Origin of the sequence: Myxacorys almedinensis A (assembly GCF_010091945.1) — a bacterium.
GTDB classification, from domain to species: domain Bacteria; phylum Cyanobacteriota; class Cyanobacteriia; order Leptolyngbyales; family Leptolyngbyaceae; genus Myxacorys; species Myxacorys almedinensis.
Genome location: NZ_WVIE01000009.1, coordinates 80566 through 96076, shown reverse-complemented (window position 1 = coordinate 96076; position 15511 = coordinate 80566). Strand labels below are relative to the sequence as shown.

Genomic DNA, 15511 nt, shown 5'->3' with positions numbered 1-15511 from the left:
CCTTCGTAGTTCTACGGCAAAAAGCTAAATCTGCACGAAAAATAATTCAACAGTGCTTAATAATCTATCAGCAGAGTATTGGCAAGGGATATCATTCACAAGATAGATTTGCGAAAGAAGGGTTTGGGTTAAAGCTTTTGAGGGATGGCGTCAGTCTTAAATCTGGAATTTACGGAGTTAATAAATTGGTTCCAATCTGCTGAGCCAACTTCTACAAAAGTTGCCGAAACCCAATTTTGTTAACCTCTCGTCTAGATCTGCCGAAGCGCAAAAATCCAGTTTTACCCGATTGAACATTTGCCCGATGTGCTGCACAATCCGGCGCGGCAATCTAATAGCAAACCCCGCTAAAGCGGTATTGATCGTAGGGTAGATTTCACCGTTGTGTCGCCATTACTACACTTTTAAGAAGTGTTAATTAATCTCTAATCTAGTTTTTATGATCGTACATCCAACTCAAACGGGATGGCAGGTAATTTATCACCGTGCCCATGCGTTATTGGCGGCCCAAATTGCAGGGCAATGGCGGAGAAAAGACGCCCCACCTAGACTGTATGAAACGATATCCGCTATTTCTCACCACGACGACTTAGAAAAAGAGTGGCAGGAAAACAATCTGACAAAAGCGGGTGCGCCGATGGACTTTACGCAAAGCCAGGAGACCTCGTTTCCGCAAATGAGAAAGCATTTGGAGGATTCACTCTATCGGGGTCGATGGGTTGCTCTGCTGACCTCGATGCACATGTCACGACTCAACGCCTCGCAGCGCGGCACCTCTAAAGAAGCAGACGAATTTTTAGATGAGCAACGTGCCGCTCAAAAGCGATGGTGTAAAGAACTAAAAATTTCTCAAGAAGACGCCTCTAGCGCCTACGATTTTATGCAGTGGTGCGATCGCTGCTCGTTGATTCTCTGCCAAGGTGAGCTTCCCGACGACGAACGCGCCCTTGAAATTAGCAAAGCCCACGACGGCAAACGCTACGACATTCGGCAGTTTGCAGATGGGCTGATCACGGTTGAGCCGTGGTGTTTTGAAACCGATCGCTTTACGGTGAATGTTGAAGTTTCTTACCTCAAGCAAATAAAATTTGATGACAATGCCAGCTTGACAGAAGCGCTGAAAATTGCGCCGCGCGACTTGGTGGAGTGGACGTTTATCAAAAGTAAACCATGAATGTAGACCCGGCTGATTTGCCCCGTCAAATTGTTGAACGATTAGATTGTGAGCGACTGGTAAAGCGTTCTGAAGGCTCGTCTGATGTGTTGTTGTCAGAGTTGATGGGCGCGATCGCAGACTTTTTGCAATGCGATCGCTGTTTTCTATATCTCCGGCAACCCCAAACGTGCCTGGGTAGAGTTCCGTTTTGTTGGGTTCGCTCGGCTGATGTGCCTGTTGTTTACGACGAAGCCTGGAAACCCGAACCGACCTGCTTATTTACTGGCGAAGATCCGCTGTTTGCGGCTGCCTTAAGGCTCGATCCTTCTATATTTATTGACGACGTTGAAACTGCCAGTGCTGATCAGTTAAATCGGCAATTTGAGCGGGAAAATTTTGGGCACCGCGCCCTGATCCATGCTCATCTGCATAGCGACAACCAACTGTGGGGCGTTCTGCAACCTTGTTTTATGCGGCAACCGCACGCCTGGACAGACTCGGAACAGGCGGTGATCGAGCAAGTGGTGCAGAGCATTACCCCGATCGCCGTTAACTACGTCAACTCTCATGCTACAGAAATCGTGAAAAATCGCCCGTAGGAATGAGGTTAGATCCTACAAAAGTAGTGTTTATTACACTTGAACCCTAATACGTTAGATTTGCGCTTTTCAGTAGCGCACCTCCCATTGCAGACCTTTACCTAAACTTGTACAGTGGATCGAATCCTCGTTGTAGACGACACACCCGATAATTGTTTGCTGATCCAAGCGATTCTCCAAGACGAAGGCTACCAAGTCGAGCTTGCAGAAAGCGGCAGAGAAGCCTTAGACAAAATTGAGCAGCTTCCCCCTGATTTGGTGCTGCTCGATGTGATGATGCCTGGAATGGATGGTTATGAGGTGACTCGTCGAATTCGCGACAACAGCGCGCTTCCCTTTATGCCCATTTTGCTGACCACGGCATACGATCAGCCCAGTGTGGCACAAGGGCTAGACACTGGCGCAGACGATTTTATTCGGAAGCCCGTTCACTTTGATGAGCTTTTGGCGCGGGTACGGGCGTTGTTGCGCCTCAAGCATAGTGTCGATGAGCGAGATCAAATTGCCCGCCAGCGAGAAGATTTTGTCTCGCGCCTCACTCACGATTTGCGAACACCCCTTGTGGCGGCTGACCGGATGCTGGATCTGTTGTCTCAAGGGGTGATGGGCGAGTTGTCGAGTGATGTGCAAGAAGCGATCGCCATCATGGTTCGCAGCAATCAAAATTTACTGACGATGGTGAATTTGCTGCTGGAGGTCTATCGCTACGAGGCAGGGCGCAAAACCCTGACCTTTGCCCCTGTAAATGTAGGAGAGCTAGCCCAAGAGGTAGTTGAGGAATTGTCGCCGCTGGCGATCGACAAGAGCTTGGCGCTCAAACTAGAGCAATCTGGTGCTGTTGAAGAGTTTGTGATCAAGGGCGATCGCTTGGAGTTGCGCCGGGTTTTAACCAACTTGATCGGTAATGCCATTAAGTTTACCGATGAAGGCTTGGTGACCGTCAAATTTTCTAAAGGCAGAATGTCTTTGGCGGCTGCTCTCAAACTTGAAGTGATAGATACAGGACCCGGCATTGCTCCTGATGAGCAAGGCATGTTGTTTGAGAGCTTCAATTCGGGCAAGCACAAGCGGTCTGGAAGCGGTTTAGGGTTGCATCTGTCTCGCCGAATTGTGCAGGCTCACAATGGCACAATTAGCGTAGATTCAGCCGTGGGGAAAGGCAGCACATTCACCGTTCTCCTGCCCTTTCATTAGGCTCCGCGCGGCGCTGTGAGTGTGGGGATTAACTGCGAAAAAGGCGGCTATACAGCGTTTCATGCGACATGCTAGCGAGCGTTAGCCCCCAACCGCTGCTGCTCAAGTCCTCATCTTGCAGGCTAAGCAGGTCTTGTGTCGCCTGGGCGATCGTTGGGTCTAGATTTACGAGCAACTGCTGTCCGGCTGTTTGCCCTAGCGGAATCAGCTTGATCCCGGCGCTAACAAGGTTGGTTGCCCAACTGTGGAGGTAGCCGAGGGTTGCCCACGGGGTTTCGATGTGCCACGCGGCAGCAACAAGACCAAATGCGATCGCAAAGTGACACGGATCTGAGGGAACCGGGGCAAAGTCAGGCGAGAGGGCTTGAAAAAGGCGGAGCAGAGAGCGACCCATTTGCAAGCTTTGCGATCGCAGTTCCTCGGTTTCACGGGCGGCAGATAACCACTGATTCCAGGTTTCTAGGACAGATAAATCTTGAGCAACGGTGGCGCGGTGCGATCGCAGCATCATCGCGGCTTCAAGCCGCACTGCACCATATTGCAACTCTTGAACCAGCCACTGCTCTAGCTGGTCGGCACTAGAGATTGTGCCCTTTTGCACCAGCGACTCGATCCCTTCTGAGTAGCTATATGCCCCTACCGGCAGCACTGGGCTGGCAAGCTGAAGCAGGCGCAAAAGCCGGATGTTCTGAGCATGAGTCTCCCCAGCGTTTGCTTTAGTGTGAATGTCCATAGGCTCCGGTCTCTGGCTGAAACGGTACCATTTCTTCGACAACGTGCAACCCCCGATGCTTGAGTAAGTCTTGCAAGACGGGATCAGGAGATAACTTCAGTGCGCTATCTGTAATTTCTAGAGAAACGTGGCGATTGCCAAGATGGTATGCCGCTTGCAAGAGTTCTAAAGCTGTCTTTGCCGTTACGGTGAGGACAGGTTCTGGTTTGGCGCAAATTTGGGCAATATCGCCCGAATCGGATTGCAGCCAATCGCCATCTTTAAGCGTTGTTCCTCTTGGCAAATTTAGATAGACCGATTGCCCATCCTCCCCTCGGCAAAGATAGCGCGATCGCAGTCGTTCTTCAGCCGTGAGGGATAACCGATAGTGAGCTTTTCCGTGAGGCACAACCGCCAACCGATGAGTAAACACAATCACAAAGGCTCTCCCCTCCCTATTCCGCCGCTTAATTAAGATATTAGATAATTTAGATTTGTTTAGAGTAGGGGTCACGGTCATAAGTTTTATGAGGATTCATCGGTTATTCAGCAAATTCTCAGACTCGTTCACCACAATAAGCCTATTGCTTAGTTCCTGCCGCTAGTTGCAAGTCCCGATTATTCTGGAGAAGATTGTGAACCTTAAACCTCAGTCGTTCCGCTCTTGGGTTAAAGTTGCGATCGCTGCGATCGCGATCGCGCTAGTCATCATTGTTGCAAAGCAGTTTAACATTCAACAAGTGCTTCAAAATACTTTACTGTGGATTCAAAGCCTTGGTGCTACGGGCGTCATCGTATTCATTGGCATCTATGCTCTTGCGGCTGTGTGTTTTGTTCCTGGATCGATTTTAACCTTAGGTGCTGGCGTTATCTTTGGTGTTGTTTGGGGTTCGCTTTATGTATTCATTGGTGCGACCATCGGCGCGACACTCGCTTTTCTCGTTGGGCGTTATCTAGCTCGTAGTTGGGTCTCTAACCAAATCGCTGAAAATACCAAATTCAAAGCTATTGACGAAGCTGTTTCTAGAGAAGGTCTAAAAATTGTTGTCTTAACTCGTTTGTCTCCCATTTTTCCATTTAATTTACTCAATTACGCTTTTGGTGTTACTCAAGTGTCGCTCAAAGATTATGTCTTGGGTTGCATCGGCATGATTCCCGGCACGATTATGTATGTCTATATTGGCTCTCTGGCAGGGAGTTTGGCAATGCTGGGTGCCTCAACTCAGACCAGCCCAGAAGCCCAAAGAGTGCAATGGATTATTCGGATTGTGGGATTAATTGCAACCGTTGTGGTGACGCTCTATGTCACTCGGATTGCGCGCAAAGCCCTTCAGCAAACTGCCAATCTCGATCAGGCACAAGGTTGACCAGCAGAATTAGCACTAACTCCCCGACCTGAAATACCGTTTATCTAAAGCACTACTCTGTATTTTTATCTGGCTGACAGGAGCTTATTATGTCGCAGACTATTGTCTCTCCAATGGATGTTTATAACCAGCGTCTCATTGCCCAAGTGCATCCCGCAGATTGGACAAATCCTACCCCGGTCGATCGCTACGATTTGGTCGTGATTGGGGCAGGCACAGCAGGGCTAGTCGTAGCGGCTGGTGCTGCCGGATTAGGATTGGGGCTAAAGGTGGCACTGGTTGAACGGCATCTGATGGGCGGTGACTGTTTGAACGTGGGCTGCGTTCCGTCTAAGTGCGTGATTCGCTCATCGCGGGTGGTGGCAGAGTTTTGGGAGGCGAGGCAGTTTGGGGTGATGCCGCCGGATCAGGTAGAGGTTGATTTTGGGGCGGTAATGGAGCGGATGCGGAAGCTGAGAGCCGGGATCAGTTACAACGATTCGGTCGAGCGGTTTCAGAAATTGGGCGTGGATGTCTTTTTAGGACAGGCAAAATTTGGCGCAAATCAAACCGTGGGGGTGGGAAATCAGACCCTCCGCTACAAGAAAGCGGTAGTCGCAACGGGGGCAAGAGCCGCCAATCTGTCTGTTCCGGGATTAGCTGAAGCGGGCTATTTGACCAATGAAACGGTGTTTTCGCTGGTCGAGCGTCCCCAACGTCTTGCGGTGATTGGCGGTGGTCCGATCGGTTGTGAGATGGCTCAAGCGTTCCATCGGCTCGGCTCGGATGTGATCTTACTGCACAAAAATGCTCATATTCTCGATCGCGAGGATGCAGATGCAGCAGAAATTGTGCAACAAACCTTGATTCGAGAAGGCGTGCAGTTGGTCTTGGGTGCAACCTTAGAACGAGTCGAGCGATCGCAAGCGGGAAAAGTGCTGCACTTTAGCCAAAATGGAGCGCTGAGCACCCTGACCGTCGATGAGATTTTGCTCGGAGCCGGACGATCGCCCAACGTAGAAGGGTTGAATCTGGAAGAGGTTGGGGTTGAGTATGACAAACGCACTGGCGTTAAGGTTAACGATCATCTGCAAACGACAAACCCTCGCATCTTTGCAGCGGGGGACATTTGCATGGATTGGAAATTTACCCATGCAGCAGATGCGGCGGCTCGAATTGTGATCAAAAACACTCTCTTTTCTCCCTTTGGCATCGGTCGCTCGAAGCTGAGCGATTTGGTGATGCCCTGGGTGACCTACAGCGATCCCGAAATTGCTCATGTAGGGCTTTATGAGCAAGACGCCCAAAACCAAGGGATTGAGGTAGAAACGATCAAGATTTCGTTGAAAGATGTGGATCGCGCGATCGCAGATGGCGAGACGGATGGCTTTGTTAAAATTTTGCACAAAAAAGGCTCTGATCGGATCTTGGGAGCCACGATCGTGGCGCGTCATGCGGGCGAAATGATCAGCGAAATCACCCTAGCGATCGCGGGTAAATGTGGTCTCAATACTTTATCTAACGTGATTCATCCCTACCCCACCCAAGCCGAAGCGATCAAAAAAGCCGCCGATGCCTACCGCCGCACGTTGCTGACGCCCACGAGTCAAAAACTGCTTGGCATCCTGGCTAAACTTTCTTAAAGCTTGGACTGTATTCAGACAAGACTTCCTCCAGCGTTCTAGCTAATGACTACTGCTCTGTACCCAATCGTCAATCTGACCTTGAAGGCTACTTTTTAACTGGTTATATTGGCTGCTGGCTTCTTCTCCAAATCCGCCTGCTTCGGTATGGCGTGTTAGGGATTGGATAATTGGAGTGGCAACACTTAAACCCAGCAAAGCATTAAATCCTGCAACCACGGCTGGGGCAGATAGCAGCACAGCAAACTCAGGAAACAACGCCAGCACTGCAATAAATACTAGAAAGAAAATTGGCGTACTTAAACCAACGCTCTTAGCTGTCTCCAAAATTAATTGTTGATATTCCTCGATCGTCATGTCTCCACGGTAAAGATCCAAAGAGTAGGCGATCGCTGTCACAATCACTTGAGTTAACGTTGCGGTGAAGGTGACGGTAATGCCCATAGGAGCGATCGCACCTGCGTTTCTAACGATCGAATCAACGGCATTATAAATGCGAATGTAAACTTGTTCACCACTGGTCATTGCTTGGGCACTGCGGCGAATATTATCAATGCCTACTTCCCACACAATGTTGTTTGCCGCGTTTGAACCGCCTTGAGAATGCGGAATAATGTGGCTACCATGCTTATCTGAAAGAAATTGACGAATTGTAGTTTGAGGATCACGACCGAATTTTGAAGTTGCGGGAATCTTATCGAACAGCTTCATGATTTCCGCATCTGATCGCGGTAAATCTGTGCTGCGAACTCCTGCACTCTTCAGACGCTGAGCAATTTTTGGCATTTCTCTTGCCAATTCTTCGACCGTTTGAGGCAGTGCTGCAAGTGCCGTTGCAAGATGAGCGCCAGTCGCCCCCAAACTTGCTGCTGTATTGCTAGCTTGTTGAGCGGTTTGATTGATGACGGCTGACGAGTCCTGCGTCCATTGTTCGATCGTCTGTGTGCCTGAAGTCACAAAATCAGTGGTTATTTCTGTAGCGGCATCAATCGCTTCGCCTGCTTTTTGAGCAGTTTCCTGAGCAGCATTTTGAGCAGCTTGTAAGAGCTTCTTCGATTCGTGCAGAAAATCCATCTCACCCTCTGGAGCTACTTTTCGGACACAGCGCGATTGCGATTATTCGCAAAATCTAAAAATTGAAATGCTCTTCTCATGATCCCAACAGAACTCTCTGCCTACGACCCTGAGCAAAATGAGATCAATGAATAGCCCGTCAGCTTAGCTTGCCCACGACTCGCATTCAACGATCGCTCTATGTTTAGGCAGTTCCTAAAAGTAAAAATGCCAATTCACTTTTCACTCTAATGCTTCTTTAAGTTCGCTATCTGCTGTCTGTAGCTTGTCATTTCACCCCAGCTTCTCATCATCTCTTCATCATCAGACGTTAGCCGTCTTGTTAAGCTGGAGGCTGCTTTGAAGGATCTGAGTCATGCAGCCAATTTTCACCCAAGCGTTGAGCGTTGAAACGTTGGAGATTGCGATCGCGGGTCTGCCCCCCCACCTAAATGGCACGACAATCGTTCAACTCTCTGATCTGCACTATGACGGGCAACGCTTATCCGATGACTTGCTGATGCAGGCGATCGACGCTGCTAACGATGCCGAACCGGATCTCGTTGTGATCACGGGCGATTTTGTCACCGACGATCCAACGCCGATTTCTGATCTGGTGCTACGGCTAAAATTGTTGCAGCCGTCCGCTGGGGTGTATGCGATTTTGGGCAATCATGATCTGTATTGTCGGGGAAGCCGAGCCGCGATCGTTGATGCGCTCACAACCATTGATGCCCACGTGCTCTGGAACCAAGTTGCCTATCCTCTAGGCGAAGGACTGGCGCTCGTCGGGCTTGCGGATCTATGGTCGGCAGAGTATAGACAGGTCGCCGCGTTGATGGATCAGCTTCCCAATATTCCTCGGCTTGTCTTAGCCCACAACCCTGACTGCGCCGCATGGTTGCAGCCCTGGCGGGTCGATTTGCAGCTTTCGGGGCACACCCATGGTGGGCAAATTATTCTTCCTGGACTCGGAAATGTCTCTGTGCGATGCGCTCAGGCATACCGTTATCTTCCCAGACGGGTGAAACGCAGATTCCCCTTTTTGCGCGCCTGCCACCGGGTGATGACCCATTGGGAATGGGTGAAAGGTTTTCATCAGGTCGGCAACAATCGGCTGTATGTCAATCGTGGGTTAGGCACCTATTTTCCGGGTCGGCTGTTTTGCCCACCCGAAGTGACCATCATTCGCTTGGTGCGGGACGACTCGTGACGGAGAGAAAATTGAGGATTCAATGCCATCGAAAATTCAATGCTACTCACCTTTGGCTGAATGTTCACAGCAAGGGGTAGAGCTTGAGGATCACAAATACGGTCGAGAGGTGAATGTTACCCACCGCCTCCTGAGCGACCTAACCGATACCCTTTTCCATACACAGTGGAAATTAACGGCGCTTCTCCTTTCGCCTCAATCTTGCGCCGCAACAAGCGAATCTGAGCCGCTAACGCATTACTCGTCGGCTTCTCGCCATCACTCCACACATGCTGATAGAGTTGGTCGTGCGTGAGAAGCTGATTAGGCTGACGCATAAAATATTCCAGCAGTTGACATTCTTTTTCCGATAGCTCGATCGCTCGCCCGTCTCGATAGGCGACCTGATTTTGCAGATCAAGTTCTAATCCTTCTACCTTCAGGCGCTGGCTGGGCTGAGTTGGTTCTAGCCCTGTTGGACGCCGCAACAAGGCCCGCACTCGCGCTAATAACTCGCGCAATTCAAACGGCTTGACGAGATAATCATCGGCTCCGGCATCTAGTCCTAGTACGCGATCGTCGATCGTATCTTTAGCTGTGAGAAACAGAACTGGGGTTGAGTCGCCTTGCGATCGCACCTGCTGACAGATCTCCAAGCCCGATCGCGAGGGCAGCATCCAGTCTAAGATCAGCAAATCATACTGCCCTTGCTGCGCCAGGTTGGCCCCTTGTGCTCCGTCATACACCACATCTACGGTGTAGCCCTCGCGAGATAACAGTTGGCTGAGGGGCTGCGCCATCTCAATTTCGTCGTCAACTAGAAGGATCTTCATCGGCATGAGGCATGAAAGGCTTGATGTCCTTCCCTTGAAGTTTCTTTACCCTAAACTGTGACCATTAGCACGCAAAACCCAACGCTTGCCAGAAGGCTTATGATCTTAGTTTCTACTTAAAATGATTATGCTGAACACTTAGCATTTATTTCGTTTCCCATACCCCCTGTTTCCATGCTTACCGTCGCAATTCCCAAAGGCGCGCTCCTAAAAGACAGCATTCAATTGCTCAGCGCCGTCGGTCTCGATTTCAGCGCCTTTTTAGAACCGGGCAATCGTCAATTGCAAATCACTGACCCCACTGAAACCGCAAAGGCATTACTCGTTCGCAATTCTGATGTGCCCGTTTATGTTGAGTATGGGCAAGCCCAGCTTGGAATTGTGGGGTATGACGTGCTGCGAGAAAAAGCGCCCAATGTTGCTCATCTGGTCGATCTGAGGTTTGGCAGTTGCCGGATGTCGGTGGCGGTGAAGGCGGCGAGTCCCTATCGTTCGTCGTTAGAATTGCCTTTGCATGGTCGGGTTGCTTCAAAATTTGTCCACTGCGCTCGTAAATATTTTGAGCATCTAGACCTGCCCGTTGAAATTGTGCCGCTCTACGGCTCGGTGGAATTGGGACCAATCACGGGTATGTCAGAGGCGATCGTTGATCTTGTCGCGACGGGAAATACCCTCCGCGAGAACGGGCTGATCGAAATCGATGTTTTGTTTCAAAGCACTGCTCGCCTCATTGCCCATCCCCTCAGTTACCGGCTCAACACAGATGCCCTAAACGCCTATGTAGAGCATATCCGCAGTCAAATCAAAGACGCGATCGCAGCTTAACCTTGCCTTAACGTCACCCGTTCTCGGCTTATGAGGTACGCCTTACCCCCCGTTATCCCAGGGCGTCCTTTCTCCCCCCATCCTGATTTTTCGCTATGTCTTTGACCGCTTCCCGCCGCTCTCACCGTCCCCAAGAAACGGACTGGCGTCTGTTTCTCCGTCTCGCCCCCTATGCTCGTCGCAACAGCCGCTTATTAATTTGGTCGCTGGTGTTTCTGGTTCCGTCTGCGATCGCCAGCACGCTCCAACCCGTTGTGATCGGAAAAGCCGTTTCGTTGCTCCGCCAAGAGCCATCTGCCTTCGATTTTCCCTTTGGTTTTTTGCGAGACTTCCCCGTGTTTCAGGGGCTAACGATTCTCACCCAATTGCTGCTGCTGACGATGGTTGTGAGGCTTGCCCTCGATGCTGCCCAAGGGTATCTTGTGCAACATGTGGGACAGCGCATCACCGCCGACATTCGCAGCGATTTGTTTAGGCACGTCACCTCGCTAGCGGTGCGGTTTTTTGATCGCACTCCCGTTGGCAAGCTGATCACTCGCCTGACCAGCGATGTCGAGGCGCTCGGAGAAGTGTTTTCAACCGGCGCGATCGGGGTCTTCTCCGATCTATTTACAATGCTGGTGATCACAGTCGTTATGTTTTTGACCCAGTGGCAACTCGCCCTGATGCTAGTGCTAATGCTGGTGCCGGTGACTGCATTGATTATTTATTTTCAACAGCAATATCGGCAAGCCAACTACCGCGCTCGTGAAGAACTCTCTGATCTCAATTCGATCTTGCAAGAAAACATCACGGGAATTGGCGTCGTGCAACTCTTTCGGCGCGAACAGTTGAACAGTGACCTGTTCCGGCAGGTCAATCAGCGCTACATCAAAGCCGTCGATCGCACCATTTACTTTGATTCGGCGGTGTCGTCAACCCTGGAATGGGTCTCACTCATTGCGATCGCCGGAGTCCTTGGCGTTGGCGGCTGGCTGATTAGAGGCAACACCCTCGATTTTGGAACGCTGTCTACCTTTGTGCTTTTTGCCCAACGATTGTTTGATCCGCTGCGTCAGTTTGCTGAGAAGTTTACGGCAATCCAAGCCGGATTCACAGCGGTAGAGCGGGTCAGCGAGATTTTGAATGAGCCAATTGAGATCCGCGATCGCCATCAGGGAAACGATCAACTCGACGACAGGGCGATCGGCGTAGAGAGCAACCCAAACGCGGGTGAGATCCGGTTTGAGAAGGTTTGGTTTGCCTATAAATCAGACGAATATGTGCTTCAAGACCTCGATTTTGTCATTCATCCGGGGGAAAAAGTTGCCCTCGTCGGTCCGACCGGAGCCGGGAAAAGCTCCATTATTCGGCTGCTCAGTCGATTGTATGAGCCGACCAAAGGGCGAATTCTCCTAGACGGCATAGATATTCGCGAGTTGCCCCAGGCAGAGCTTCGTCGCCGCATGGCGATCATTTTGCAAGATGGCTTCTTGTTTGTTGGCGATGTCAAAAGTAATATCACCTTGGGCGAGTCTTACAGCTTTGAAGAAGTGCAGATTGCCGCCGAAAAAACAAACGTCGCCCGGCTGATCGAGCAGTTGCCCCAAGGCTACAACACGATGCTACGCGAGCGCGGCACCAACCTTTCGGGTGGGCAAAAACAACTGCTGGCGTTTGCCCGGGCTGCCATCCGCGATCCAAAAATTTTGGTGTTAGACGAGGCAACCGCTAGCCTAGATGTCGTCACCGAAGCGATGATTCAAGATGCGTTAGAACGGTTGCTAGAAAATCGGACTGCGATCGTAATTGCTCATCGACTTTCAACCATTCGAGATGTCGATCGCATTTTGGTGCTCAAGCGAGGTCAGCTTGTGGAGGTAGGCAGCCACGAAGAACTGTTGACTCAAGGGGGTCTTTATGCCAGCCTATATCGTCTGCAAATGCTGGAGGACTAGAAAGATTGGGGGTTGCCGATCGGCGAGGCTTAACGTGTTTCCTGCTTTTGGAAACGTGCACCCACCGCTTGGCTAAGCAGGTTGGGTTTGTGCCTAATATTTCTCAGGTTGGGGGCTGCTTTGATCAAGCCAATGCCGATAAACCGGATCAAGGGGCAGATCGGCGGATTGAATTGTGGATTGATCTAAAAACTTGGGTTCGGTTAGGGTGGTGTGATCCAGCGGCGCAAGCGTAACCTGCCGAGAGATACTCAGCCCGCTCGTGTTGTGGGCGGCAAATCGCTGCGATGCAGATATCGCCGGGTTCACAGAAGGCGCACTCACTGCCAATACCATCATGCTGCCCATTGACCCAATCCATCCGGTCAGGGCGGCGATCGTTAGCCATTTCTCAACCACACAATTCATCCCTCTCCTCCATAACCTGCTGTAGGTGGCACGTTTCTACCAGGGGAGCACGCCCTCCAAGGCGAGGACAGTTTAATAGGCTCTAAAAGTACGCTTAGGGCAAGCGACCGGATTCCTGTACTCCTTGTCAACCGACTATTATTAACCATCACTCCGCAATTTTGCTTAACTCCGGATCAATTTCTTGAGTGGCACATTAAGAAGGTATAAAGTTTTAGGGCTAATCTGTGAATCCGTGTTCACACAATGACGCTGAGAAAACAATCTCTCGTGCGCCGTGTTCCAACGGAGACAGGGGTTACTGACGATCAGTTTAGCTGAAGCGTTTCTAACTTTCGGTAGCCTGGATTCCCGATCGCAACCTGGGGGAAAATACGGAACTAGCGTCATGTGCCCTAAAAACGGTCTATCTCGGCAATCTAATCACGGCAAATAGCAGCTTGTAATGGTAAAATGGTATGTTTGTGCAAGGCGCAGTTGACAACAGGAAAATTATGGCGAAACGTGTTCAGTTAGTCCTTAACAAGGACGTAAGCAAGCTCGGTCGGTTGGGTGACTTGGTTGAAGTTGCTCCCGGCTTTGCCAGAAACTATTTGATTCCGCAGGGTATGGCGTCTAAGGTGACGCCGGGCGTGCTCAAGCAGGTGGAGCGTCGTCGTGAGTTAGAGCGGCAACGGTTGGCAGAGCTTAAGGAAGTAGCGCTGACGCAAAAGCAGGCGATCGAGGCGGTGGGCAGTGTTGCGATCGCAAAGCAAGCGGGCGAAACAGGCGCAATTTTTGGCACCGTAACCAACCAGGATATTGCAGATGCCATTCAGCAAGCAGCAAATCAAGAGATCGATCGCCGCACGGTGACTCTGCCCGACGTGCATAGCTTGGGTGAGTACAGAGCAGACATCAAACTTCACCCCGAAGTTACGGTGTCGGTGACGGTTCAGGTTGTTGCCGCCTAAGGATTTTGGGGCGGATCAGTATTTTTGTACTGACTCTTGCTAAAATAATGAATGTCTGTATAGTGAGGGGGTCGAGTTGGCTACGGTGATAACTCGACCCTGCTTGCGCTCGGTGTCAGCCTGCTGTTTCTGCCCAACCTTCGACCTGCCCCCTCATGGTTCAAGAATTAAATTTTCAACCGATCAACGATCGCGTTCCGCCCCAAAATATTGACGCAGAAGAAGCGATTTTGGGCGGCATTTTGCTCGACCCAGATGCGATCGCTCGTATCCTCGACCTCCTCAAACCAGAGGCATTTTATCTCAGCGCCCATCAAGAAATGTTTCGGGCTGCCTTGACGCTGCACAACCAAGGAACGCCCGTAGACTTGATGAGCATCACCGCTTGGCTCCATGATCGGGGGCTGTTGGAAAAGATTGGTGGACAGAGCAAGCTGGTGCAACTCGTCGATCGCACCGTTAGCGCCGTCAACATTGACCAATACGCCCAACTGGTGACAGACAAATATCTGCGTCGCAAACTGATCAGCGCAGGGCATCAAATTTCTCAGCTAGGGCACGACACCAAACGAGACTTAGAGCATGTTTTAGACGAGGCAGAACAGAAGGTATTTAGTATTACTCAGGTTCGTCCTAGCCAAGGGTTGACCGCCGCCGCCGATATTTTGACGAAAACCTTCTCTGATATCGAAGAACGATCGGTCGGCATGGCACTACCCGGGCTTGCCTGCGGATTTTATGACCTCGATGGCAAAACGCAGGGCTTCCAGCGATCGGATCTGATCATTGTGGCAGGGCGTCCGTCGATGGGCAAAACCGCGATTTGCCTGGGTTTCGCCCGAAATATTGCCGCCCAGTATAAGCTGCCGGTGGCGGTGTTTAGTTTAGAAATGTCAAAAGAGCAGATTATCCAGCGTCTGCTTGCTAGTGAAGCTCGGATCGAAAGTGGGCGATTGCGATCGGGGCGAATTGCCCAGCACGATTGGGAACCCCTCGGACATGCGATTAGCCGCCTCTCGGAACTGCGCGTGTTTGTAGACGACACGCCCGGCATCAGTGTGACGGAGATGCGATCGCGTGCCCGAAAACTCCAGGCAGAACAAGGCGGCGCACTAGGCATGATTTTGATCGACTACCTTCAGTTGATGGAAGGCACAGGCAGCGAAAACCGAGTTCAAGAACTGTCGAGAATCACGCGATCGCTCAAGGGTCTTGCCCGCGAATTGAATGTGCCCATTATTGCCCTCTCGCAACTGAGCCGCAATGTCGAATCTCGTTCAGACAAGCGCCCCATGATGTCAGATCTGCGCGAGTCAGGCTCGATCGAGCAAGACGCCGATTTAGTGATGATGCTGTATCGCGAAGAATATTACAATCCTGATACGCCCGATCGAGGCATTGCAGAACTGATCATCACCAAACATCGAAACGGACCGACAGGAACGGTCAAACTTTTATTCGAGCCGCAGTTTACCCGCTTTCTCAATCTGGCTGCTCCCAATCGAGAGCATTAAGCCTAGTAGAAGGTAGAGGAGTGAGAGGGTAGAGGTGTGAGAGGGTAGAGGATCTGTCGCCGTGAAAAATCAATTTGGTATGAGAGGGTAGATGAAGATGCTACCCCATCTCACCATCCCATCCCGTTGGTCTAGCCTTCTAAAGT

At 50.8% G+C, this 15511-nt stretch carries 15 protein-coding genes; 10 read left to right on the top strand and 5 right to left on the bottom strand.

Features of this window, described 5'->3' with window-relative positions; translation table 11 throughout:
* The first annotated feature begins 439 nt into the window (after positions 1-439).
* The 3 genes from GS601_RS09700 (at position 440) to GS601_RS09690 (ending at position 2949) form a co-directional block, all read left to right on the top strand.
* Positions 440-1174, top strand: a complete 735-nt coding sequence (locus GS601_RS09700) for a DUF3891 family protein (protein WP_162423076.1) — start codon at positions 440-442, stop codon at positions 1172-1174.
* The gene (locus GS601_RS09695) at positions 1171-1755 is read left to right on the top strand and encodes a GAF domain-containing protein (protein WP_162423075.1); all 585 of its coding nucleotides are present in this window, start codon (positions 1171-1173) and stop codon (positions 1753-1755) included. The genes GS601_RS09700 and GS601_RS09695 overlap by 4 nt, the downstream gene beginning before the upstream one ends.
* Before the next feature lie 114 nt (positions 1756-1869).
* Positions 1870-2949 (top strand): response regulator, encoded by a 1080-nt coding sequence (locus GS601_RS09690; RefSeq protein WP_162423074.1) that lies wholly within the window; start codon positions 1870-1872, stop codon positions 2947-2949.
* 28 nt (positions 2950-2977) lie between these two features.
* Here GS601_RS09690 and GS601_RS09685 read toward each other — a convergent pair whose 3' ends face one another.
* Both GS601_RS09685 and ureE read right to left on the bottom strand, forming a co-directional pair.
* The gene (locus GS601_RS09685; protein WP_162423073.1) at positions 2978-3682 is read right to left on the bottom strand and encodes an urease accessory protein UreF; all 705 of its coding nucleotides are present in this window, start codon (positions 3680-3682) and stop codon (positions 2978-2980) included.
* The gene (ureE, locus tag GS601_RS09680; RefSeq protein ID WP_338017004.1) at positions 3666-4100 is read right to left on the bottom strand and encodes an urease accessory protein UreE; all 435 of its coding nucleotides are present in this window, start codon (positions 4098-4100) and stop codon (positions 3666-3668) included. The genes GS601_RS09685 and ureE overlap by 17 nt, the downstream gene beginning before the upstream one ends.
* Before the next feature lie 196 nt (positions 4101-4296).
* On the opposite strand from ureE, the gene GS601_RS09675 reads away from it, so the two are divergent.
* Positions 4297-5028, top strand: coding sequence for a TVP38/TMEM64 family protein (locus GS601_RS09675; RefSeq protein ID WP_338017003.1), 732 nt, complete (start codon positions 4297-4299; stop codon positions 5026-5028).
* Positions 5029-5117: 89 nt separating this feature from the next.
* Complete coding sequence (locus GS601_RS09670; RefSeq protein ID WP_162423071.1) at positions 5118-6650, top strand: mercuric reductase; 1533 nt, start codon at positions 5118-5120, stop codon at positions 6648-6650.
* A 42-nt stretch (positions 6651-6692) separates the two neighbouring features.
* On the opposite strand, the gene GS601_RS09665 is transcribed toward GS601_RS09670, so the two are convergent.
* Positions 6693-7724 carry an HNH endonuclease gene (locus GS601_RS09665; RefSeq protein ID WP_162423070.1) on the bottom strand — a complete coding sequence of 344 codons (1032 nt, stop codon included), beginning with the start codon at positions 7722-7724 and terminating at the stop codon, positions 6693-6695.
* Between the two features lie 355 nt (positions 7725-8079).
* Between GS601_RS09665 and GS601_RS09660 the strand changes: the two genes are divergently transcribed.
* Positions 8080-8916 carry a metallophosphoesterase gene (locus GS601_RS09660; RefSeq protein ID WP_162423069.1) on the top strand — a complete coding sequence of 279 codons (837 nt, stop codon included), beginning with the start codon at positions 8080-8082 and terminating at the stop codon, positions 8914-8916.
* Between the two features lie 116 nt (positions 8917-9032).
* Here GS601_RS09660 and rppA read toward each other — a convergent pair whose 3' ends face one another.
* Positions 9033-9734, bottom strand: coding sequence for a two-component system response regulator RppA (gene rppA / locus GS601_RS09655; RefSeq protein ID WP_476638885.1), 702 nt, complete (start codon positions 9732-9734; stop codon positions 9033-9035).
* Positions 9735-9902: 168 nt separating this feature from the next.
* Between rppA and hisG the strand changes: the two genes are divergently transcribed.
* Both hisG and GS601_RS09645 read left to right on the top strand, forming a co-directional pair.
* A complete protein-coding gene (hisG, locus tag GS601_RS09650; RefSeq protein WP_162423068.1) occupies positions 9903-10553 on the top strand; it encodes an ATP phosphoribosyltransferase in 651 nt (216 codons plus the stop codon).
* A 95-nt stretch (positions 10554-10648) separates the two neighbouring features.
* Positions 10649-12490 (top strand): ABC transporter ATP-binding protein, encoded by a 1842-nt coding sequence (locus tag GS601_RS09645; RefSeq protein WP_162423067.1) that lies wholly within the window; start codon positions 10649-10651, stop codon positions 12488-12490.
* A 93-nt stretch (positions 12491-12583) separates the two neighbouring features.
* Here the strand turns inward: GS601_RS09645 and GS601_RS09640 are convergent, their stop codons facing one another.
* The gene (locus GS601_RS09640; RefSeq protein WP_162423066.1) at positions 12584-12898 is read right to left on the bottom strand and encodes a hypothetical protein; all 315 of its coding nucleotides are present in this window, start codon (positions 12896-12898) and stop codon (positions 12584-12586) included.
* Positions 12899-13392: 494 nt separating this feature from the next.
* On the opposite strand from GS601_RS09640, the gene rplI reads away from it, so the two are divergent.
* Positions 13393-13851 carry a 50S ribosomal protein L9 gene (gene rplI / locus GS601_RS09635; RefSeq protein WP_162423065.1) on the top strand — a complete coding sequence of 153 codons (459 nt, stop codon included), beginning with the start codon at positions 13393-13395 and terminating at the stop codon, positions 13849-13851.
* 155 nt (positions 13852-14006) lie between these two features.
* A complete protein-coding gene (gene dnaB / locus GS601_RS09630; RefSeq protein WP_162423064.1) occupies positions 14007-15365 on the top strand; it encodes a replicative DNA helicase in 1359 nt (452 codons plus the stop codon).
* The last annotated feature ends 146 nt before the right edge of the window (positions 15366-15511 follow it).